9 protein-coding genes and 1 other RNA gene are annotated in these 23,514 nt (G+C 59.6%); 3 read left to right on the top strand and 7 right to left on the bottom strand.

Annotation, left to right across the window (positions count from 1 at the left end; all coding sequences use genetic code 11):
* Window positions 1–4: 4 nt before the first annotated feature.
* The 3 genes from BJP61_RS06025 to BJP61_RS06015 form a co-directional block, all read right to left on the bottom strand.
* Window positions 5–2,140: a type I secretion system permease/ATPase gene (locus BJP61_RS06025; RefSeq protein ID WP_038868280.1), complete on the bottom strand. Its 2,136-nt coding sequence runs from the start codon at window positions 2,138–2,140 to the stop codon at window positions 5–7.
* 23 nt (window positions 2,141–2,163) lie between these two features.
* Window positions 2,164–3,513, bottom strand: coding sequence for a TolC family outer membrane protein (locus tag BJP61_RS06020; protein ID WP_075192838.1), 1,350 nt, complete (start codon window positions 3,511–3,513; stop codon window positions 2,164–2,166).
* Between the two features lie 87 nt (window positions 3,514–3,600).
* Window positions 3,601–15,789, bottom strand: a complete 12,189-nt coding sequence (locus BJP61_RS06015) for an Ig-like domain-containing protein (protein WP_171998001.1) — start codon at window positions 15,787–15,789, stop codon at window positions 3,601–3,603.
* Window positions 15,790–16,397: 608 nt separating this feature from the next.
* Here BJP61_RS06015 and ssrA point away from each other — a divergent pair.
* Together ssrA and BJP61_RS06005 are read left to right on the top strand one after the other, a co-directional pair.
* Window positions 16,398–16,761: a transfer-messenger RNA gene (ssrA, locus tag BJP61_RS06010) on the top strand.
* A 163-nt stretch (window positions 16,762–16,924) separates the two neighbouring features.
* Window positions 16,925–17,755, top strand: coding sequence for a hypothetical protein (locus tag BJP61_RS06005; RefSeq protein WP_171998000.1), 831 nt, complete (start codon window positions 16,925–16,927; stop codon window positions 17,753–17,755).
* Between the two features lie 407 nt (window positions 17,756–18,162).
* On the opposite strand, the gene BJP61_RS06000 is transcribed toward BJP61_RS06005, so the two are convergent.
* A complete protein-coding gene (locus tag BJP61_RS06000; RefSeq protein ID WP_171997999.1) occupies window positions 18,163–19,596 on the bottom strand; it encodes an MFS transporter in 1,434 nt (477 codons plus the stop codon).
* A gap of 139 nt (window positions 19,597–19,735) precedes the next feature.
* Here BJP61_RS06000 and BJP61_RS05995 point away from each other — a divergent pair, with 139 nt between their 5' ends.
* Window positions 19,736–20,092 carry a helix-turn-helix domain-containing protein gene (locus tag BJP61_RS05995; protein ID WP_171997998.1) on the top strand — a complete coding sequence of 119 codons (357 nt, stop codon included), beginning with the start codon at window positions 19,736–19,738 and terminating at the stop codon, window positions 20,090–20,092.
* Between the two features lie 112 nt (window positions 20,093–20,204).
* Here BJP61_RS05995 and BJP61_RS05990 read toward each other — a convergent pair whose 3' ends face one another.
* The 3 genes from BJP61_RS05990 to BJP61_RS05980 all read right to left on the bottom strand — a co-directional run bounded on the left by BJP61_RS05990 (window position 20,205) and on the right by BJP61_RS05980 (window position 23,478).
* Window positions 20,205–21,470 carry a Y-family DNA polymerase gene (locus BJP61_RS05990; protein WP_171997997.1) on the bottom strand — a complete coding sequence of 422 codons (1,266 nt, stop codon included), beginning with the start codon at window positions 21,468–21,470 and terminating at the stop codon, window positions 20,205–20,207.
* A complete protein-coding gene (umuD, locus tag BJP61_RS05985; protein WP_038863467.1) occupies window positions 21,454–21,891 on the bottom strand; it encodes a translesion error-prone DNA polymerase V autoproteolytic subunit in 438 nt (145 codons plus the stop codon). The genes BJP61_RS05990 and umuD overlap by 17 nt, the downstream gene beginning before the upstream one ends.
* 138 nt (window positions 21,892–22,029) lie before the next feature.
* Entirely contained in the window at window positions 22,030–23,478 is a 1,449-nt protein-coding gene (locus BJP61_RS05980) for a pyocin knob domain-containing S74 family peptidase (RefSeq protein ID WP_171997996.1), read from the bottom strand.
* Window positions 23,479–23,514 lie beyond the last annotated feature (36 nt).

The raw sequence follows: 23,514 nt of genomic DNA, 5'->3' as shown, positions 1-23,514 counted from the left end.
CTCCTTACGCCACCGAGGCCACGTTGCTGTTGCGCTGCGCCTTTTGCAGAATGGCGTCGCGCGGGCCATCCGCCACCACTTTGCCGTTCTCCATCACCACCACGCGGTCGACCAGCGACAGCAGCGCCGGGCGGTGCGTCACCAGCACCAGCGTGCGGCCCGTAAGCCACTGGTGAAGCTGGCGAATCACGTGTGCTTCCAGCTGTTCATCCATCGAGGCGGTGGGTTCGTCCAGCAGGACAATCTGCGGATTACGCACCAGCAGACGGCTCAGCAGCACCATCTGGCGCTGGCCGCCGGAGAGCCCGCGCCCGCCTTCGTTAATCAGTCTGTCGAGGCTCGCCGCGTCATGCTGCACCATTGAGAGCGCGCCGCTGATGCGGAGCGCCTGTAACAGCTCGGCATCGGTGGCGTTAGGGTGGCCGAGCATCAGGTTCTGTCGCAGCGTGCCGAAGAAGAGCCGCGACTCCTGCGACAAATATCCCACCTGGCGGCGCACATCCATCGGATCGATATGCGCCAGATCGACGCCGTCGATAATCACCTTGCCCTTGCTCGCCTGCGCCTGGCCGGACAGCAGCTTCAGCAGCGTCGATTTCCCGGCGCCCACTTTGCCGAGGATGGCCACCCGCTCGCCGGGTTTAATCTCAAGCGACGGCACCAGCAACGCCTGATCGCCCTTTTCTTTATCGTAGCTGTACTGCACATCCTGAAACTGATAGTGGCCCGCCAGCACCGGGCAGTGCGCCATCTTGCTGCCTGCCTCTTTATCGAGCGGCTTTTTCAGCAGTTCATTCAGCCCGCTCATGGCGGTTTTGGCGTGCTGCCAGCGAGAGAACACCATCGTCAGTTGCATCAGCGGCGCCAGCGTGCGCGAAGAAAGCAGGCTGCATGCCACCAGCGTACCGGTCGTTATCTGCCCGTCGAGCACCAGATAGCTGCCGAACACCAGCATCCCCGCGTAGGTTATCTGCTGCACCGTCGAGGCCCAGCCGCTTAAGCGCGCGCCCCAGACGCGCTGCTTCATGCCAATGCTCGCCCCCACGCTGTGAGTGTGCTCCCACTGGCGCTGAAAATAGGGCTCCGCCTGTAGCGCCTTAATATCCTCCACCCCTTCTATCGACTCCACCAGTACCGCGTTGCGAATGGCACTCTCGCGCATCCCTTCTTTGGCGAGCTTCGCCATCGGCCACTGGATCAGCAGGCCCGGGATCACAATCAGCGGGATCGCGATAAGCGGGATCGCCACCAGCTGTCCGCCCACCAGCGCCATGATCCCTAAAAAGAGCAGTACAAATGGAATATCCATCGCCGCGCCGACGGTGGTGGAGGTCAGCAGCTCGCGCACCTGATCGATTTCGCGCAACTGTGAAATAAACGATCCGGTGGATTTGGGCCGCTCGTCGTTTTTAATCGCCATTGCGCGGGCGTAAAACAGCGACGAGACGTTGAGATCGATATGCTTGCCCATAATGTCTGACACATGGGTGCGGGCGAGACGTATGAAAAACTCAAACAGCGCCGCCAGCAGCACACCGAAAAACAGCACCCACAGCGTCGGGTACGACTCCGCCGGAATGACGCGGTCATAAACCTGCATTGAAAACAGAATGCCCCCCAGCGCCAGCACGTTGCCGAGCACCGAGGCCAGCGAAATCTCGGCAAGCTTGCGTCCGGCGTGGCGGAAGTGCCGCCAGAACCAGTGCTGCTCATAAGGGCGGGTGAAATCGTCAATGCGCGCGTCGCGCCCGCGCGCGGCGATGCCGAGCAGCGCCACTTCCGGTTTCACACGCTCAAGCAGCGTCTCCAGCGGCTCTTCGCGCACCAGGTCGCCGCCTTCGCTCAGCCAGTAAGTCACCACCCCGTCGGCGTCGATGGCTTCCAGCAGCATCAGGCCCCCCTCTTCCAGTTGAACAATCACCGGCAGGGTCTGGCTGTTCCAGCGCATATTTTTCAGCGGCGTCAGCCGCACCTGTAAGCCCATCAGCGCCGCGAGCCGGTCGAGCCGCGGCGCCAGCGGCAGATTTTCAAACCAGCGCATCTGCTGGCGCACCGCCGGCGCGTCGGCGGGCAGTCCGAAACGCCCCGCCGCGCGGGTCATGGCGCGGATCCAGCTTTCGGTATCGGGAATCTGGGACATACGAACTCCTTAAAATGCCGCGCTTACAGCGACGGCAGGGTATCCCCGGTCATCCGGGCGCGTTCAATGCCAAGCATATCGAGCAGGTTATCCACCGCAGCCGCGTAGCGAACCGCCGCATCCCAGGCGTCGTAGCGGGCGGTAATCGCGAGCGTGTCGGCCTGAAAGACATCCTGTTCGATGCTCAGCAGATCGTTGAGGCTGCGCTTGCTGAGCCGGTACTCATCGCGGTAGACCTCGCGGGCGTGCCCGGCGCTGGCAATCTGCTGCTCACCCGCCCGCTGGCGCTGCTGCGCGCCGGTGAGATCGGCCCAGGCGGTGGCGGCTTTCTGGTTGATGTCGAGCTTACTGGCCTCGACATCCGCACGGGCGCTGGCGCGATCGCCTTCGGCGGCCTCGACACGGGCGCTCACCGCCCCGCCCTGATAAACCGGCGCATCCACCACCAGCTGCACCTGATCGTCCCAGTAGTTGGCGTTATCGTTCTGATAGCGCGTGCGTCCGGCCTGTACGGAGACCGTCGGCCAGTGCTGCGCCTGAGCCTGGCGGATGCGCTGTTCGGCGGCGAGCTGTTTGGCCTGCGCGGCGCGTACCGCGTTAGTCTGCTCATACGGCAGCGATTTGAGCGTGATTGGCTGGCGCAACAAATCTTCCGGCAGGTCGGGCAGCGTGTCGGCCACCACGCCGGTAAGCACGCTTAACGCCGCCTGCGCCGAGCGCGCCTGAGCGCGATATTGCTCCAGCGTCGCGTTCATCCCGGCGATGCGGCTCTGCGCCTGGAGTACATCCGACTGGGTGCTCAGCCCTGCTTCGGCGCGCAGATCCGCCATCCCCTGGACAGCGCGCAGCGACTCAAGGTTGCGCGCGGCGGCCTCGGCAAGGCTCTGATAGCGGCGCACCTGCAAATAGGCCTGTAGCGTCTGCATCCCAACCTGATTAAGCGTGTCGTAAAGCTGGAAGCGGTAGGCTTCGGAGAGGTTTTCCTGCTCATCAATGCTGCCGCCGGTTTTGCCGAAGTCGTAAATCAACTGCCTGAGATTCACGCCGCCTGCGGCGTTACTGTTGAGGGAGCCTGAGGAGTCGGTGCGGTGGTTACGCCCGACATTGCCCTGCAAGGAGATTTGCGGAAACCAGGCGCTCTGCGCCTCTTCGAGATTGGCCTTGCCAACGCGGATCTGCGCCGCCGCCTGGGCGATTTTCGGGTTACGCGCGAAGGCGCGTAGAATGGCTTCTTTAATGGTGAGCTGCGCCTGAAGCTGCTCGCTCGGGGCCGTCTGCCAGGCGAACTCCTCCTGCGAAACGGCGGGAAAACTCATCAGGACCGTCGCCAGCATCAATGCCAGCCGCCTGTAGCGCATCGTGTTGTTATGCATCCTGTTTCCACCTTAATAATGCCGTCTTTGCGGCTGGTGATATTGTTAATGACGCTGGCGCCTCTTCCCTGAGGCGCCATGGCGTTGTCAGACCATATTGACGTGCAATCCGTGCTGGATCAGAACATCTCCCAGGGTGTTGGTTTGCGAACTGTTATGCCAGATGTCGAACTGCACGCCGTCCACTTCCCGTTGCCCGCTCACTTCCCAGATATCGCTGCCGCCTTTCACCAGGTTGACCTGATCCCCGTCGACGCCTTTAACGATCAGATCGTCTTCCGGCTTGTCGGTTAAGGTCAGAGCCTGATGGAGATCCAGCGTCAGGCTGTTGGTGCCGGACTTACCGAGATCGAAGATCTCAATGTGCTTGATCTGGCCATCGAGCGCCGTGAGGTCGAGCTTCATATTGACGCCGTCAATCACCAGCGTATCGGTGCCCGCGCCGCCATCCAGCGACGCGAAGCCGAGCGTCGCGAGGTGAATGGTGTCGCTGCCGCTGCTGCCCTGCACCGACTCGCCGCTCTGGCTGGTGCCGTCAGCGAGATCGATGCTGACGCCGCCGATGGTGTAACCGCCCGCAGCGCTTGCCGTATCATCCGCCGTGGCGCTGTTCTCCTCTGCCGTGGCCGCAACTGTCGCGATTTTTGCGGTCGCGGCGGTCTGCTGGGTGCCGCTGTGGGTGCCGGTCTGGCTGTTTTCGTCAGACAGCGCGAACAGCGACGCTTCATGCTCGACGCTCGCGGCGGCAAACGTGGTGGCCGGCGGCGTGGTGGAGATAATCTGCCCGCCGAGGCCGACGTTCAGGTAGCCGGTATTGCCCGCCGCGTCGGTGGCAGAGATATTCAGCACGCTGGAGAGCGACAGCAGTTGCAGAATATTCAGCCCCAGACCGAGGTTGGCAGACCAGTTACCGTTGCTATCGGTAATCGCCGTCGTTTTGACTGTCCCGTTCAGCAGCGAGAGGTTTACCACCGCGCCCGGCCCGAGGTTGGTCGAACCGCCGCGCAGCGTCAGCCCGGTAGAGAGCAGCGTCAGCGGGTTAAGGCTTGAGAGCGGGTTAAAAGTCAGCGTCGGGGTGGTGAGTTTGACCGTCACGTCGCTGCTGGTGCTGTTCACGTTGCCCACTTTATCCGTCACCGAGACGCCAACCTTCAGCGCGCCGTTGTTCAGGCCCTGCAGAATGGTATTGGTCACCGGCAGCGACCAGGTGCCGTCGCTGGCGACGGTGGCGTTATAGGTGTTGGTGCCCAGCGTCACTTTCACCGTCGCGCCATCGGCCGCGCCGCTGATCTTCCCGCTCAGCGTCTGGCCGGTGCCTGCTTCGCGTACGTTCAGATAGCCGTCGTTGCCGAACAGCGAGGTGAGCGATACGGTCGGCAGCGAATGGGTTACCACATTCAGCAAACCGCTGGTGCTGGTGCTGTTACCCGCCGGGTTGGTGACGCTGGCGTTAACCGTCAGCGAACCGTCCAGCAGACCGCTGAGATCGGTCTTCGGCACCGAAAGCTGCCAGGTGCCGTCGTTGCCGACGGTCGTGACATAGTTCTTACCGCCCAGCGATACCGTGACCTGCGAGCCCACGGCGTTGGTGCTGGTGCCGGTGATGGTCTGGGCGCTCAGGATATCGGTGGCGTTAAGGCCGTTATCGCCAAACAGCGAGGTGATAGCGAGCGTCGGCAGCGCGCCGATGCTGACATTCAGACCGCCGCTGGCGCTGGCGGTGTTGCCTGCCGGGTCGCGCGCCGTCACGGTGACATTAAGCGGGCCGTCGACCAGCCCTTGCAGCGACGTGGTCGGTACCGAGACCTGCCAGGTGCCGTCGGCGCGTACCGTGGTGTTAAACGTCAGCGCGCCGAGCGTGACGGTCAGTGCGCTACCCGCCGCCAGGTTAGTGGCGGTGCCGCTGATAAGCTGCGGGCTCAGCAGATCGCTTAAGCTCAGGCTGCCGTCGCCAAAGACAGGGTTCACCGCCACCTGCGGTAGCGCCTGAACGATAGCGCTCACCACCTGCGAGCCGGTGGCCACGTTGCCGACCGGGTCGGTGACGCTGGCGCTGACCGTCAGCGTGCCGTCCTGGATGCCTTTCAGCGTCGCCGCCGGTACGTTCACCGACCATGCGCCGTTGTTAATGGTCGCCGTGAAGGTATTGCCGCCCACGTTGAGCGTGACGGTGCCGTTCGCGAGGTTACTGGTGCCGCTAATCAACTGCCCGGCGTTCGCTTCCGTCGCGTTCAGCCAGCCGTCGCCGCCAAACAGCGTATTGATGGCGACTGTCGGCAGCGAGGTGATGCCGACGACTATCGGCGCGCCGTTGACCGTGGTGGTGTTGCCGTCCGGCGTCGTAATAGTGACGCGCGGCGTCAGCGAGCCTTCGGCAAGCGACGCGAGATCGGTCGGGTTCAACTGAATGCTGAAGCGCCCGTCGCTGCCTACCGTGCCGTTAAACGTCCGCGCGCCGAGCGCCACGCTGACGGTGGAGCCCGCCGTCGCGTTGGCGACCACGCCGGAAATCGTCTGGCTCACCAGCGCCTCGGTGGCGTTCAGCAGGCCGTCGCCGAAGACCGACAGCGAACTCAGCGCCGGGGCCAGCAGATCCAGCGTCAGCGAGCCGTTAGCGGTCGCGGTGTTGCCGTTGGCGTCCGTGGCGGTGACGGTCACCGTCTGGTTACCGGTGGCGATCCCCGTGAGCGCGCTCTGTACCGCGCCCGGCAGGTTCACGCTCCAGACGCCGTTCGGGCCGACCGTCGCGGTAAACGCCGGCGTGCTGCCAATCTGAATCGTCAGCGTCTGCCCGGCAAGCCCCGTAGCGGTGCCGCTCAGGGCGCCCTGCAACAGTTCCGGAATACTCAGCGTGCCGTCACCGAACAGCGAGCCGATATTAATCGTCGGCAGATTGTTGATAGCGACATTAAAGTTCGCGCTGGTGGTGTTGACGTTGCCCGCATTATCGGTGACCACAACCTGCAACGCCGCCTGACCGTCCGGCAGCGCGCCGAGCAGCGTGGACGGCAGCGTCGCGGTCCAGCGTCCGGCGTCGTCCACGATCGCCGTCAGGCGCTGACCGGCGAAATTCACGATGACCGACGAGACGTTCTCGGCATTGCTGACCACGCCGCTGATGGTCTGGTTAACGGTGCTGTCCGCGAAGTTAATCAGGTTATCCGCACCCACCAGCACCTGGCTGACGACCGGTACGTCGTTCAGCGCCAGGTTGATGTCGATGATTTCGTTACGCACGTTGCCGAAGGCGTCGGTGACGTTAAGCTCTACCGCGAGCGTGTTATCGACGATGCCCTGCCAGAGGCTCGGCGGGAAGTCGACGGAGAGGCGCCCGTCGCCGCCCACCAGCACATCCAGCGGCACGCTGATATCGGTGCCCACCAGGGTTGCAGTGACCGTCGCGCCGCGATAATCGCCGCTTAGCTGACCGGTCAGCGTCTGGGTGACCAGCGACTCCGCCACATTCAGGATGCCGTCGCCGCCGAACAGATCGTCCACCAGCACGCCCAGGCCCTGGTTCAGCGCCACATTGAGCGCCACGTTATTGGTGGAGGTGTTGCCCTGCGCGTCGGTGGAGGTGATGTTGATCACCTGCGCGCCGTCGGTGAGGGTCGTGAGATCCACCTGCGGGAAGGTGTAATTCCAGTTGCCGTCCTGATCCACAACGGCGGTTTGCGTCAACGGCCCGATGCGCAGCGTGACCGTCTGGCCCGGCTCGCCGGTGCCCTGCAACAGCAGCCCGCCCGCCGCATTAACGGTGTTGAGCACCGCGGGCACGCCTGCGGCGTCCACGGTCAGCAGCGGCCCGTCGGCGTTCAGAGTGACCGTACGGCTGTCGGTGTCCGCGTTGCCCGCCGCGTCGGTGAGCGTGGCAGTCACGGTATAGTCGCCGTCCGGCAACCCGGCGACCGCGCTTTGCGGCACGCTGACGCTCCACGCGCCGTCGGCGCCGACCACCGCGTAGTAGGTTTCGCCGTTAAAGGTGACCGTCACCTGACGGCCCGCCTCCGAGGTGCTGGCGGTGCCGTTCAGCACCAGCGGCTGGCTGGCTTCAGTGGCGTCGATGATGTTATCGCCCGCGATGGTGCCCACGGTCACGACCGGCGGCACCGTATCCAGCGCGACGGTCACGGTCGTGGTGGCAGGCGTACCGCCATCAGTGGTCGCCACCACGGTGTAGTTGCCCTGATCCGGGAACTGCGTGGCGGGCACATCCAGCGACCAGCTCCCGTCCGGCTGAACTGTCGCCGTGCCCACCGCCGCGCCGTTAATGGTCACGGTGACGGTGGTAACGTCGCCAAGCGTAGTGCCGTTCAGCGTCACCGTATCGCCCAGCTCGCCCGCGTTGATGATGTTATCGCCGGTGACCGGGTTAATGGCGACCGCAACCGCCGGCGGCGTGGTGTCGATGTTGACGCTGATACCCGGCGCGTTCGCCACGTTGCCCGCTTTGTCCGTGACCGTCGCGGTCAGCTCCACGGTGTCGTTCGGGATTGTGGCGAGCTGCGCCGGTGAGAGCTGCAGCGACCAGGTGTTGCCGCTCTGCACCGTGGTGGTAAAGGTTTGTCCGCCTAGCGTGACCGTAATGGTCTGCCCCGGCTCAACGTTGGTTACCGTACCGGTGATGGTCTGGGTCTGCTGACTTTCCGCACCGCTCAGTCCATCGCCGCCAAACGGCGTGTCGATGGTAAGCGTCGGCGCGGCGAGCGACACGTAGAGCGGCGCGGTGGTGGTCGCGGTGTTGCCCGCGCCATCCACCAGGCTCACGTTCACCGCCTGCAGACCGTTCGGCACGTTGGCCCAGTCCGCCGCCGTCAGGTTCAGGGTCCAGGTGTTGCCGGTGACGGTCACGCGGTCAGGCCCGAAGGTTTGATTGCCGATAGTGACCGTAATCTCGCTGCCCGCCGGAATATCGCTGGTCAGCGTACCGCTGATAGCGCTCGCCGCGCCCGCTTCGGTGATATTCACATAGCCATCGCCGAACAGCGGCTGGGTGACCGCCACCGCAGGCGGCGTCAGCGCCGCCTGGAACGGCACCTCAATGCTCTGGCTGTTGCCGAAATTATCCTGCGCCACGATGGTGAGCGTATGGTCGCCAGGCGACAGGCCGGTCAGCGCGCCCGCCGGCAGATCCAGCGTCCAGTTGCCCGCGCCATCGACATCCGCCACATAAGTCGTGCCGTTCACGTCGATGGTAATCGACACATACTGGTTATCGCCGGTAATGCCGGTAGTGCCGGAGAGCGTCAGCGGCGCGTTAGCCTCGCTGATATTCAGAACCGCGTCATCGCCAAACAGCGTGGTGGCCACAGGTGCCGGCAGCTGCGTCTGCACATCGAACGAGCCAGGCTGGCTGTCGGTATTGCCGAAGGCGTCGCGCACGTTGACCGTGAAATCCTGCGTGCTGCCCGGCGTAAGATCGGTGAACGCGGCAGGCGGCAGCGACACCGACCAGTCGCCGTTTTCCAGCACCGTGCCGGTGTAGGTGTTGCCGTTAAGCACGATTTCCACCGTCTGGCCCGCCCCGCTTACGCCGGTAGAGCCGGTGATCGTCTGGGCGGCGCCCGCCTCGGCATTATTCAGCGCGCCGTCGATAAACGGCGTGTTGATGGTAGCGTCCGGAATGTCATTGATGCGCGATTCAAAGCTGTCGGTCAGCGTGCTGGTGTTGCCCGCCGTATCGGTGACCACTACAGCCACCGGAATGGTGCCGTCCGGCAGCGCGCCAAGCTGCGCAGGCGTCAGCGGCAGCGACCAGTTGCCGCTGGCATCGACGGTCGCCTCGACCATCGTGCCGTTATTGAGGCTCACCATCACCGTGTCGATACGCCCGGCTGGCAGGCCGGTAGAGCCGCCGATCGTCGCGCCCGCGCTGGCTTCGGCGGCGTTCAGGATGCCGTCGGTAAACGGCTCCGTCAGTGCTGGCGTCGGCAGCGGATCGGCGTATACCGTAAATGTCGCCTCCGGGCTGGTGGCGGTATTGCCCGCGCGATCAGAGACGGTGACCGAAATCGTGTGGCTGCCGTCCGCCAGCGCCCCCAGTTGCGCTGGGGTGAGCGCCACCGTCCAGTTGCCGTTGTTATCGACCGTGCCGACGATCGGCGCGCCGCCGTCGATGCTTATCTGCACCGTCTGGCCCGCGCCGGTCAGGCCGGTGTTGCCCGTGACCTGCTGGCCAAGCGCCGCTTCGTTCTGGTTGATAATGCCATCGGTGAAGAGCAGATCCGGCACCGCCGCCGTCGGCGGAGTGCGCAGCACTTCAACCGACGCGCCCGCGCTTGCCGGGTTGCCGAACTGATCCTGCGCGCTGACAGAGAGCGTGTACTGGCCGTTTTGCAGCGCGGCCAGCTCGTTCGGGCCGACGTTAATCTGCCACGCGCCGCCTGCGCCGATGACGCCGCCCAGCGTTACGCCGCCAATCGTCACCACAATCGGCGTGTCGACCGCAAGCCCTGTCGAGGTGCCGCTGATAACGCCGCCATTCTGAATTTCGCTCAGGTTAATCAGGCCATCAGTGAAGATAGCGTCGAGCGCCACCGTCGGCGCGCTGTCGTTACCCACGGTAACCGGCAACGGCAGCGTGTCGGTGTTGCCGCGCGGATCGGTGACCGTCAGCGTCAGCTCCTGCGGGCCGTTATCCAGCGCCTGTAGCTGCGCCGCCGGAATGGTGATGCTCCAGGTGCCGTCGTTGCCCGCCACGGTTTCAAAACTCTGGTCGCCTACCACCAGTACGACGGTCGAGCCTGCGGTCGTGGTGCCGCCGAGCGTCTGCCCGGTGAGCGACTCGCTGACGTTGAGAATATTGTCATCAAGGAAGCTGCCGGGGTTGATGCCGGTCGGCGGCAGCGCGGTATCTACCGTCACCGTGCTGGTGTCGGTCGCCGTGTTCTGCGCGGCGTCGCTGGCGGTGACCGTGACGGTATAGCCGTCATCGGCAAGCCCGGCGAGCGCCGACGCCGGCACCGTCACGCTCCACAGGCCGTTGGCGTCGGTGGTGCCGGTATAGGTGACGTTGTTAAACACCACGCTGACGATGGTGCCTGGCGCGAGATTCGACGACGTGCCGGTGATGTCAAGCGGCTGGCCGCTCTCCTGGCTGTTGATGATGTCGTCGCCCGCGATCGGGTTCAGCGCCAGTTGCGGCTGCGAGCCCGGCTGGGCGGTGAACGTCACCGGGTACTCAACAAACGCCTGGTTGCCCGACTGGTCGGTGACGGTCACAGTAACAATCTGCTGGCCGTCTGCGACCTGTGCCAGCGCGGTGGTGGGAACCGTCACGGCCCAGGTGCCGTTCGGCTGAACCTCACCGGTATACGTCTGCCCGTTCAGGGTGACGGTCACGGTCTGGCCCGGCTCGACGCGGGTGGTGGTGCCGGTGATTTGCAGCGGCGACTGCGCCTCGGCGGCGTTGATGAAGTTATCCGTCGCCACGGTATTGACCGTGACCAGCGGCGCGTTAGCCGTGGAGGCATCCAGCGTCAGCGAGACTTTTTCGCTGGCGGTGTTGCCCGCCGCGTCGCTCACCGTGGCGGTGACGCTCACCGGGCCGTCCGGCAGCGCCGCGAGCGCGCCCGCAGGCAGCGTCACGCTCCAGGTGCCGTCGCTCTGCACCAGCGCGCTATAGCTCTGGCCGCCAATCTGTACCAGCACCGTTTGCGGATTCTGCGGATCGTATGGCGTCGCGCTGCCGCTGATGGTGAGCGGCTGCGCGGCCTCGGTGCCGTTGACGATGTTATCGGCGGTGATGTCATTGACGGTCAGCGCCGGCGCGGTGAGATCGACCGTCACGGTGCTTTCAGACGTGTTCTGGTTGCCGGCGGCGTCGGTCGCAGTGACCACCAGCGGCGTGTCGCCTTCCCCAAGCCCTTGCAGCGCGGCGGGCGGCAGCGTGACCGACCAGTTGCCGCTGCTGTCCACCACGGCGGTATAAGTGTTATCGCCAAGTTGTACGGTGACGGTTTGCCCCGCGCCGTTCACGCCGGTGGAGCCGCTCAGCGCGCCGCCGGCGTTCACTTCCGCGGCGCTGATGATACCGTCGGTGAACGGCGTGTTGAGCGTCACTTCCGGCAACGCGGTGGTGATGATGGTAAAACTCTGGTTGCCGGAGACGATCGCGCCGTTTTCATCGGTGCCGGAGACGGTCAGCGTCGCGGTGCCGTCGCCAATCGCCAGCGCGTCGGCGCGCGGCACGGTAAGGCTCCAGCCGCCGTCGGCGTCGGTGGTCGCGGTGTACTGTTTGCCGTTGAGCGTAATAGTCAGCGTCGTTTGCGGCGCGAAGTTCACGCTGGTGCCGCTCAGCACCAGACCATCGGCTATCTCATTGAGCGAGACGCGGTTATCGCCGGTAATCGGCGACACCACCAGCGCGCTGATGTCGGTATCAACGCTGAAACCGCGATCGAGGCTTGCGCTGTTACCCGCCGCGTCGCTCACGCCCACCGTCAGGGTGTAATCGCCGTTAGTGAGGCCCGTTAAGGCGCTGGCAGGCAGATCCACCTGCCAGCGCCCCGCCGAATCCACCACGCCGGTAAACGTGTCGTCGCCAAGCTGCACCGTGACGGTTTGCCCGGCGGCGACGTTGGTGGCGGTGCCGTTGAGCGTCACGCCAGTGGCGCGTTCGCCCGCATCAATCACGCCGTCGCCGCCGACCGGATCGATAGTCAGCAGCGGCGCGCGCGCCGGGTCAACCGCGACGGTAATCGGGCGCGTGGCGGTGGCGGTGTTGCCCGCCGCATCGGTGACCGTGACGCTAAACTGCGCCTGGCCGTTCGGCAGCGCCTGCAGATCCGCCGCCGGGATATCCACCGACCACTTACCGTTCGTGCCGGTCACCGTGGTGGTATAGGTTTTGCCGTTCAGCGTCACGACGATGCTGTCGCCCTGCGCCGCACCAGCGGCCACGCCCGAAAACGGCTGCGCCTGGCCCGCCTCGGTGATGTTCAGCGCGTCATCCTGAGCGAACGGGTTGAGCGTCAGCGTCGGGGCGTCGACATCGACAGTGAAATCGACCGTCGAGGTCTGGCTGTTGCCCGCCGCGTCGCGAACCACGATTTGCAGCGGCACCGGCGAATCGTTGCCGGTGAGCGAGTCCAGCGCGCCGGACGGCAGCGTGACGGACCAGTTGCCGTCGGCGTCGACCGTGCCCTGATAAGCCTGACCGTTCAGCGTGACGGTCACTGTCTGGCCCGCGCCGGTGCTGCCGGTCGTGCCGGTCAGGATCTGATCAACACCCGCTTCGGCCTGGCTTAGCGTGCCGTCGTTAAACAGCGGGTCGACCGTCACATCCGGCAGGTTGTTGATGATAACGGTCAGCGTATGGCTGTCGCTGACGCCGCCTACCTGCGCCGTGGCAGTCACTTCATAGCTCCCATCCGGCAACTGTTGCAGATCCACCGCCGGAACGGTGGTTTCCCAGTTGCCGCTGGCGTCGACCGTCGCGGTATAGTTGATGCCGTTGAGCGTGACGTTGATTTCGGTATTGGCCGGAAGCCCGGCGCTGGTGCCGCGGATGGTTAACGGGGAATCCGCTTCGGCGCGGTTAATAAAATCGTCGTCGGCGATGATGCTGATGGCGACGCCGGAGGCGGCGGTATCCACCGTGATCGGCGCCTGGATCGTCTGGGTCTGATTCCAGGTGTCGGTAACGCTCACCTGAATGGCGTTATCGCCATTTGCCAGCCCCTGCAACACGACGGCGGGCACATCGACGCGCCAGTTGCCAGCCGCATCCACCGTTGCCGTGGCGCTCCATGCGCCGATCGTGACCGCCACCAGGCTGCCCGGCTCGGCGTTGGTCACGCTGCCCTGCAACGGCTGCGCGGTTTTGATTTCCGCCGCGTCCAGCACGTTATCGCCGGTAAACGGCGTGACGGTGACAGACGGCTGCGCGGTTTTCACATCAATGGCATCGGTCACCGTCGTGGTGTTGCCCGCGGCGTCGGTGGTGGTCACGACAATCGGGTTCGCGCCCGGCGAGAGCGCGCCGAGATCGGCGGCTGGCAGCGTTATCTGCCAGTTGCCGTCGCTGCCGGTCGTCGTGGTGTAAGTCTGGCCGTTAAGCGTGACGGTGACGGTCTGCCCGGCCTCCGAGCTGTTGCCGGAGAGCACCTGATCGGTGGTCAGTTCCTGCGCGTTAAGCTTGCCGTCGTCGGTCAGCGTGTAGAGCGAAAGCGTCGGCGGCGTGGTGTCGACGGTCACCGTGGTGCTGCTGCTGGCGCTGTTGCCCGCGCCGTCCGTGACCGTGACCACAACCGGCGTCTGCCCTGTCGGCAGTGTTTGCAGCTGCGAGGCGGGCACAGTGACGCTCCAGCCGCCATCGGTGCCAGCGGTGGTGGTGTACGTCTGGTTGCCTATCTGTACGGTAACCGTCTGGCCGCTGCCGCTGACGCCGGTATTGCCGGTGAGCGTCTGGTTCTGCTGCAGGTCTTCGGCATTCAGCGCGCCGTCGCCAAACGGCGTCGTGATGGTCGGCTCCGGCAGATCGTTAATCGCGACGTTTATCACGCGGTCCGCCGTGGCGGTGGTTTGCCCTGCGGTGACGGTCGCGGTAACGGTGCGCGGGCCATCCGGCAGCGAGGCCAGATCCGCCGCCGGAATGACCACGCTCCAGTTGCCTGCGCTGTCGAGCACGGCGGTGTAGGTTTTATCATTGAACGTGACCGTGACCTGCGCGCCCGGCCCGGTCACGGTGGTGATGCCGCGGATCTCCAGCGGCTGCGTGGCGTCTGCCGCGTTGAGGTAGTCATCGGTGGAGAGAATGGCGATTGAGACCGACGGTACGGTGCGGTCCACCACGATAGTATCCGTTACGGTGAGCGGCGCGCCGGTGCCATCCGGCACACTCACGCTGAGCGTGGCGTTGCCGTTAGCGAGCGCCTCAAGATCGCCGCTTGGGATGGTCACCTGCCAGGTGCCGTCGCCGCCCACGGTGGCAAAATAGTTCACGCCATTTAGCGTCACCGTCACCACGGTACCCGCCGCGATATTCTGCGTGGAGCCGCTCAGCACCTGATCCAGCCCCAGCTCTGCGCCGTTCAGCGCGTTATCCGCCGTGAGCGGATCAACGGTCAGCGTGGGCTGGTCGAGGTTAACGGTAAAACGGGCTTCGCTGGTGGTGGTGTTGCCCGCGAGATCGGTAATGCTGACGGCCAGCACATACTGCTGGCCATCTTGCAACGCCTGCAGATCCGCCGCCGGGATGGCCGCCTCCCAGCTACCGTCGGCACCGACGATGGCGGTGTACGTTTTGCCGTTCAGCGTGATAGTGACGGTTTGCCCCTCTTCCGCCACGCCGGTGAAGCCGCGCAGGATCTGGTCAGTCGCCGTCTGTTCGCCGCCCAGCACGCCGTCGGTGAACGGGGTCAGCCGCAGCGTGGGCGCGACGGTATCGACGTTGATATCGACGGTCTGGTTCACCGTGTTGCCGTTGACGTCCACCAGAGACACGTTGATGGTGTTGAGCCCCTGGGGCAACGCCTGCAAAGCGCCTGCGGGCAGCGTCACGCTCCAGGTGCCGTCAGCGCCAATCACGCCGGTGTAGGTCTGTCCGCCCAGCGTGACGGTGATAGTGCGGCCTGCATTGGCGGCGTCCACTACGCCGCTCAGCACCTGGTTTTGCAGCACTTCGCTGCTGTTAAGTACGTTATCGTCGGTGAGCGGATCAAGCGCGATTTCCGCCGGGTCCGGCGTTTCACCGCCGCCATTATCGCCCCCGCCGTTGTCACCGCCGCCGTTATCGCCTCCGCCGTTGTCACCGCCACCGTTGTTACCGCCACCATTGTTATTATCGCCGTCACCGCCGCCGCCGCTATTGCTGGCCGCGATCGCAACGCCCGCGATTGCCCCAACCGCCGCAATGCCGCCCAGGACCTCCAGCGTGGTCAGCCCTTCCGCGCCGGTCAGCGCGCCGAGCGTAGTCTCTGCCATTGTCGGGACAATCGCCTCGGCGACCGCAGGGCCAGCTTCAGAGGCGAACGGGAACAGCGCGTGGTGAACCCCCTGGTCGTCTTCGAAAATCAGTTCACTATGCTGGCCTTCGGCATCCAGCTGAAAGAAGTTCTGGTAGCGTACCGTTGTCCCGTCCCGCATATGGACAATCAGGTCATTCCCCTGCCGCTCATAAAAATTAACCGTTTCGGGAGAAGCATTTATTCTCACAATGCTTGTCTGGGATAAATTGACCACCCGGTCCGCATTTTGGGAATAATGAGTAATCACGTCGCCAGTGTTCTGGTTGAGAATATCCACGGTAGGCGAAAGTCTATTTTGAACGGCCATTCTTGATTTCCTCTGACAGGGGAAGCACGCTGCGCGACATAAGCGTCTATTAATAGACACTTATGGTTCGCCCCTCACCGAACAGGGCGGCGCCGAAGGAGATGATTTCCCGAAATGTGTTGTAATGTTTGTTAAATATATAAAAAACAATCATTTGACATAAAGCGAAGCGGTTTATATGTACAAATACTTAACAAAATGTATAAGCAACCCGGTGCGGTTTGGCAAAAAAATGATAAAAAAAAGAGTGCTTGCAGAATATTAAAAATAGTCTAGCAACTCTTATTTATTTGCTAAGTATCAGAATTTCAAAATGTGCCTCACCCGTTATTAATGAGAAATGAAATCATCAAAAATGCATTAATAAACCCATCTTTAAAGAATCGTAAAAATATATCCTATTTTTGCCCGACCTTTTATTTGTCATTTATGACCAGTTTTTTGCTGCAAAATAAATATAGCGAGCGGGTAATTTCGTGAGCATAATCTCATTTTTATGTAACATGATGAAGATTGATGAAAAGCGCAAAAAAGCAGCACTCAGCAGACGAAACGATATGGACTGGTCACGCGTGGGGAAAATCTGTTATACTTAGCGTTACACTTTTGGGGCTGATTCTGGATTCGACGGGATTCGCGAAACCCAAGGTGCATGCCGAGGGGCGGTTGGCCTCGTAAAAAGCCGCAAAAAAATAGTCGCAAACGACGAAAACTACGCTTTAGCAGCTTAATAACCTGCTTAGAGCCCTCTCTCCCTAGCCTCCGCTCTTAGGACGGGGATCAAGAGAGGTCAAACCCAAAAGAGATCGCGTGGATGCCCTGCCTGGGGTTGAAGCGTTAAAACTAATCAGGCTAGTCTGGTAGTGGCGTGTCCGTCCGCAGCTGCCAGGCGAATGTAAAGACTGGACTAAGCATGTAGTACCGAGGATGTAGGAATTTCGGACGCGGGTTCAACTCCCGCCAGCTCCACCAAATTAACATGGACAGTGGCAGGACAGACCCTTTAAAAACAGCAAGTTAGCCACTTAACCCTGACGGTGACCGGACACCAAAGGGACAAAAAAGGATACGTGAAGGAGCCGCGGCTCTTGAGTGTTAAAAAACCCGCTAACGCGGGTTTTTTTATGGGGAAATCATGGACATTTTTGAAAACATTTGGGATTGGCTCTCTATACCATCCATTAGCAGTCTTATAGGTATTATTGGTGTTCTATTCGCAATAGTATCGATTATCCTTACTAGATCTGTTTCAAAAATTTCTAGCCATCTGGAATACAAAAACTTGATTGGCGCGTTTCATTCAGTCTTGCCTCAAAACATTAGCATTACATATGATGATGTTCCTGTTGATAAAGTCTCTTCTTCAGTTTTCACCATCTGGAGTTCTGGAAATAAGGTTATATATGGTAACTCATTAAAAACCATCAACCCATTTCGTATTGAAGCTCGTGAAGGAGTTCGTATTCTCCGTTACAATATTCAAAAGGTTAATAATAAAACAAACAACATCACTATTAAAAATGACCCACATTTCCATAACAGTCTTCTGATTTCTTTTGATTTCTTAGAAAGGAAAAATGGTTTTAGAATCGAAATCTTGCATACTGGAACGAGGGAAGATTTAATAGTTAGAGGTCAACTTATTGATGTGAAGTCATTAGAAAAAAAACAAAATGCAGCATCGCATAAAACATATCGACTTCTGTCGAAAAACTTAAAAGCATTCAAATCATCAACAAAAATAGCGTTTTTTATTATTATTATTACTTTACTCGTTGCACTGACTTATTCCTTTATTCAGCCTGAGTTTTTCATTAGGCCAAAACCCCAGTCAGCTCCATTAAATATATGGACATTTCGCGCAATTGTAACTACCTACTTGGCTGTCCCCCTCTACTTTTTATATAGAAGCCGTCCTCCTTATCCTTCATCTCTACGTGCAGAAAATAGTGAGCCTGACAACTAACATGGGGAACAGGGTTCGGAGCTGCAAATCCTCTTATGCCGACCAAAAAATGCCAAAAAACCAACCTATTGTGGTTGGTTTTCTTATGACTGCAATTTGATGATGGTAAAACCTTGCCGGTTTGTCCTCCAAACGACGCGCACTAGATCCACGGCTTAGAAGAACGCAGGCCTATTTTTAACGCACTGTAAATACAGTATTTTACCGCGTTCGCATCGCTCACTGTGTCGTTATTTGTCGTTCTGGAACTGCTCCTGGCGGCCAGTCACGACACATTTACGACACAAAAGCGACACAGCCTTTTTAGCAACGCTGAAGATTATTGTCAGAAAGACCCGCCTGATAGCGGGTCTGTAAGGCGCTTATTTTATGTGCATGAGCAGGTACAGAAGAGATTTGCTTTTCAGTTACGCGGACTCTGTTGATAAACCCTTTGCCGCTTTACGGGGCAACAGACGGGAAACAAAAAGCCCGGCAATCTGTCCGGCCGCAGCAAGATAAAAAGCCAGCTGTAAAGCATTTTCAAGACTGCTCACAGAGGTTTCCCGTTGCAGGCTCTCGCTCCCGCTCCCTGATAGCGCTATCAGCACAGCAATACCAATAGCATTACCCACATTCAGCGTTGTAGAAGCCATACCTGAAGCGATCCCCTGCTCGTTATGCGGTACGCCTGAGCCCGAAGCTATCCACATTGCCGTCCATACAATGCCCTGTCCTGCTCCTGAAATAACCAGTCCCGGCATTATGGTCGAATAAGATGCGCCAGAAAATGCTGCCGGTGCCAGAGCCAGCGTACCCGCAATACCCATTAAAAAACCAATCAATAATGTCGTGCGCACCGGCAGACGATTTGCGAGCCGTGCGCCGAGCTGTGTTCCGGCAAAGATCGCCAGCGAAGGAATAATAAATGCCAGCCCCGTCTGTAAAGCGCTGTACCCCATAACACGTTGAAAAAGAATCGTCAGGAAATAAGGCAGAGCGCCAAAGGTTCCCATATAAATAGATGTCATCGCCATGCCTGTAACCAGACTGCGGTTTCTGAATAACCGTAACGGCATTAGTGGATCATGACTCCGGGCCTCAATAGTGACAAACAGCAGCAGAGAGATTGCGGCCAGACTCAGCGAGAAAAGAATATGTCCTGACAGCCAGCCGTCTTCAGGCCCCTGAACCAGGGCGTATACCAGCAGGGTGGCTCCCACCGTCACCGTCACCGCGCCTGGAAAATCAAAACTGCGACGCTGGCTCCGGAGGCTGTCTTTCGGTAAGACATAAAAGGCAGCACAAATCGCGATGGCTGCCAGAATAACGTTGACGAAAAACACCGACGGCCAGCCATACGTACTGGTGAGTATTCCTCCGGCAAGCGACCCCAGGGTGAGACCGCTTGCGCCTGCGCCGCCCCAGACAGCCAGTGCCCGGTTCCGTGAGGGTCCTTCCTCAAATAGTCTGTTTATGAGTGACAGCGTGGCCGGAAAAAGTAAGGCGGCACCTATGCCTTGCAGTGCGCGCGCAATAACAATTACTACAGGCTCCCACGCAAAACCGCCTGCAAGCGAAGAGAGCGCATACAGCCATAAGGCGCAAATAAATACGCGACGTTGCCCCAGCAGATCGGCAGCACGTCCGCCGAAAAGTAAAAACCCCCCGCAACATACCGTATACGCACTGACAACCCACTGGAGGGTCTGCTCTGGAAACCCCAGCCCGGCGCCAATTTCCGGTAACGCCACAAAGACAATATTGATATCCAGTGAGTAAATGAGCTGGGCGAACGCCAGCAGCGCAAGGCTCCAGTGTTGTAAATGTCGGGCACCTGAATCCATTGTGGATGTGGCCATAGAACAATCTCCGTATCAAATTAAAAAACCAATGTACGAGTACATACGTACATTTAATGTATGTATGTACTCGTACATTAGTCAACTGATAAAATTTAAAGTAGGATAGGGATATGTTAACTCCCTTATGGAAAAACGGATGCTTGCTAACCACCCTGACAGAGAACACATTCGTCTTGAAAACGTGCTGGCCGCTCTTGGAAATCCATTACGCCTGACAGTGGTACGTGTGCTTGCAGGCGGAGGCGAACATGCCTGTAGTGCAGTGCTGAGTGGTATTCCCAAATCGACCCTGACTCATCACTGGCGTGTATTACGCGACAGCGGTGTGATATGGCAGCGCCCATTCGGGCGAGAAAATTTATTGTCGCTGCGTCGGGAAGATCTTGATGCGCGTTTTCCCGGTCTCCTTGACGTCCTGTTGGGCGCTGTCAAAAATGATGCTCTGACACAAGAGTCAACAACAAAAAATCTGCCGCAGGCATCTACAAAATAGTTAACAGATGCCAGGCTTAAATAAACACACGGTCTCCATTGAATATTTCAACAGTCCGCTTTTCGCGCGAAGCGGACGTTATCTTGCTTTTAATGAATGAACATAATTCCTCTTACCATGCCCGCACGGTCGGTACATCTGCAAGCCGTGTCGTATAGCATGGCGAAAGCATCTCGCGTTTCATCTGCCACGACGGCTGGATACCCTGTCCCGCAAAATACAGAGTTCCCCGCCCCTGCTGGTTGAGTTTGTCCATCAGTGACATCAGCGCCTCGCTGTTCACGCGCGGCGCGTTCTCGTCAAACAGATTCAGCTGCGCCACGCCTTGGCTGAAAAAGTCACCCAGCATAACGCCCGCTTTCTGGTACCGGTGGCCGTCGCGCCAGACCGCATCGAGGCAGCCCGTCGCCGCGGCGATAATGTCGCGCGTGTCCTGTGTGGGCGTCAACAGTTTGGTCCCGGCGTGGTTGCCGTAATATGGCTCAGCAGAGAACGGCGAGGTTTTCACAAATACCGAAATGTACCGGCAGAACTGATGTTCGCCGCGGAGCTTTTCCGCCGCGCGCGCCGCATAGCTGCAGATAGCCTGGCGCATCGCTTCATAGTCGATGATTCGCTCCCCGAATGACCGGCTGCAGACGATTTCCTGTTTCGCCGGGGCAAACTCCTCGATCTCCAGACAGGGCTCACCGCGCAGCTCACGCACGGTGCGCTCCAGCACAACGTTGAAATGTTTGCGGATAAAGCGGATATCGGTATCACAGAGCTGCAAAGCATTTTTAATACCCACTGCCTCCAGCTTTCTGGCGATACGCCTACCGACGCCCCAGACCTCCTCCACCGGCATCAGCGCCATCAGACGGCGCTGGCGCGTCAGGTTCGACAGGTCCACCACCCCGCCCGTCTGCGGCCATTCCTTCGCCGCGCGATTGGCGAGCTTCGCCAGCGTCTTCGTCTGGGCGATACCAACACCACAATGAATTCGGGTGTTGCGCCGGACGGTGTCGCGTATCTCCCGGCCAAAATCAGCGAGGTCCCTGCAGTTCCGCACGCCCGTCAGGTCGCAGAAAGCCTCATCGATGCTGTAGACCTCGACGCGCGGGCACATTTCCTCAAGCGTGGTCATCACCCGCTGGCTCATGTCACCATAAAGCTCATAGTTGCTGGAAAAGGCAATGATCCGCTGCGGAAACTGCATCTCGCGCAGCTGGAACCAGGGCATGCCCATTTTTATGCCAAGCGCTTTTGCTTCGCGGCTGCGCGCTATCACACAGCCGTCGTTATTCGATAGCGCCACAATGGGCTGACCGGCCAGATCCGGACGGAATGCCGTCTCGCAACTCGTGTAGAACGAGTTCATATCAACCAGCGCGAACATTGCGGTGCAGGGTATTTATCACGCAAATGACAACGCCGACGATTTCGAGGTCGTCGGCGTCATAAACAGCAATCGGCGGGTAAGCCGGGTTCTCGGCGCGCAGCTGGGCAACCGGGTACGTCACCAGCCTTTTAACGGTGAACTCCCCGCCAATATTGGCGACGACGATGTCGTTGTGTCTCGCGTGCAGGCTGAAGTCCACCAGCAAAAGGGAACCGTCGAGAATACCGGCATCGCGCATCGAGTCGCCGGCGACCCGCAGGACATAGGTGGATGAAGGATGTGCAATAAGGTGGGAAACGAGGTCAATGCCACTGTCGATATAATCGGCGGCGGGACTCGGAAAGCCTGCTGAAATCAGGTCTGCATAGAATGGAATGTTGACTGGTGTAACCGGCCAGACGAGGGGGTGTATTTTCATTATGTACCTCCTGCAAAATTACTGTGTATTTATACAGTAGTTTCAGGAGGTAACGAAATCAATACGCAGCGGCCTATTAATCGTAACGGCAGCCAATGATTTTTGAGCAGAGCGGCCCCCGCGGGCCGCTAAAAATACTCATGCGCCACTGACTGCTTCGCTTTCAGGATCTTCGTTGTTGGTACTTCCGGCAGCGATAAGGCGGGCAACGGCGGCTTTTAACCCGGCCTGCTCCGTTTCGAGCGCCACAATACGCGCCTTGTTGTCCTCATCCCGCTGGCGCAGCGCTTTTATTGCAGCCAGAGCGTCAAGTAACATCGGCGTCTGGTCAAGCACCTTGTTTTCGCCAACATCCTTCACGTATTCCTTGTCAATCTGCATAATCTGCTGGGCGATAACGCCACGGCGCGCCGACCGTTCAGGTTTATCCCACTTATAGCGGAACAGTTTAAACTCCATGCGATTAATATTGTCCAGGCCAGCTTCGACATTAAAACTCCCTTTAACATCTTTCAGGCGCTCATCTGAAACAGCGGCCATCGTGAACTCGCGCCACGGCTGCCATACACCGCCGCCATCACCGTTCTGCGAGCGCGCAAAGTAACGAGATGCAGCAGCGTAGCTGCCAGTAAACTGGATCGCATAAGACGGGTATTTTGAATTAGAGAAAGATAAACACGTTCCAGTTGAGCCAGGGTTATTTGCCGCGCCAGTGTAACCAAAGGCAACATGGTTAGCCTTAATATCATTCCAGTTAATAACCGTTGCGTTTGATCCGCCAGACGAGTTTGCAATATCTCCGTGGTTAGTGAAAATCTGCTTCCAGCCATTCGGGCCGCCAGATTCGAAGTTACTTATTTCCGAAAGATAGCGACGGAAATACAAGCCGCCAGTATCCTGGTAATTAAAGTAAAGTTGCGTACTCCCGTTTGATCCATTCGCGCCATTTGGCAAAACCAGGAGGGATCCCGCCCTTACTTCCGGGTAACCGTTAGCAACTGATGCTTCCGCATTTTTAGGTTGCAGATAAATACCAGCATGGCTTAAATAAGCTTCATGACTGATAGTTCCAGTCAAACCAGCAGAAGGAGCGCGAGCAACCTGCATGTTTTCCCACGTCGCTGCAATATCAGTAGGTTTAAACGTTGTGGCTGTAACTTCACCATTATCGGAAAAGATGCTCTTAATAAAATTGATTATCTTGAGCCAGCTTGGTCCACTGAATGTCGAACCATCTTTGAGAGTGACCGTGATATTGTCACTGGCGCTGAATACCTGCTGCCAGTTGTCTTTATCCAGATTCTGACCACGTAAGGCTTCTGCGGACTGCATCGCCAGCGCGGCCGTAATCATGCTCTGCGCTTCTCGGGGCACTTCATGCCAGGCCAGCCCGTTCTGCGTAGGCCCGGTGAATTTGCTGATGAGCGTCAGTTGCGTGTCGCTGGAGATAGATTTAACCGTCAGGGTGTAAGGTGTACCACCTATGCTCACCACAATAAAGTCGCCAGCGTTCATTGTGGTAAAGGCGGTGCCGGTACCTTTTACGACGTCAGATTTATTAGTAAGCGCGAGAGTTCCTGCCGACATGACTTTCTCCTGAAATAAAAAACCCGCCGAAGCGGG

The sequence above is a fragment of the Cronobacter sp. JZ38 genome (assembly GCF_008932145.1).
Taxonomy (GTDB): domain Bacteria; phylum Pseudomonadota; class Gammaproteobacteria; order Enterobacterales; family Enterobacteriaceae; genus Cronobacter; species Cronobacter muytjensii.
The sequence above is the reverse complement of the archived record's forward strand: the minus strand, read 5'-3'. Positions and strand labels throughout refer to the sequence as shown.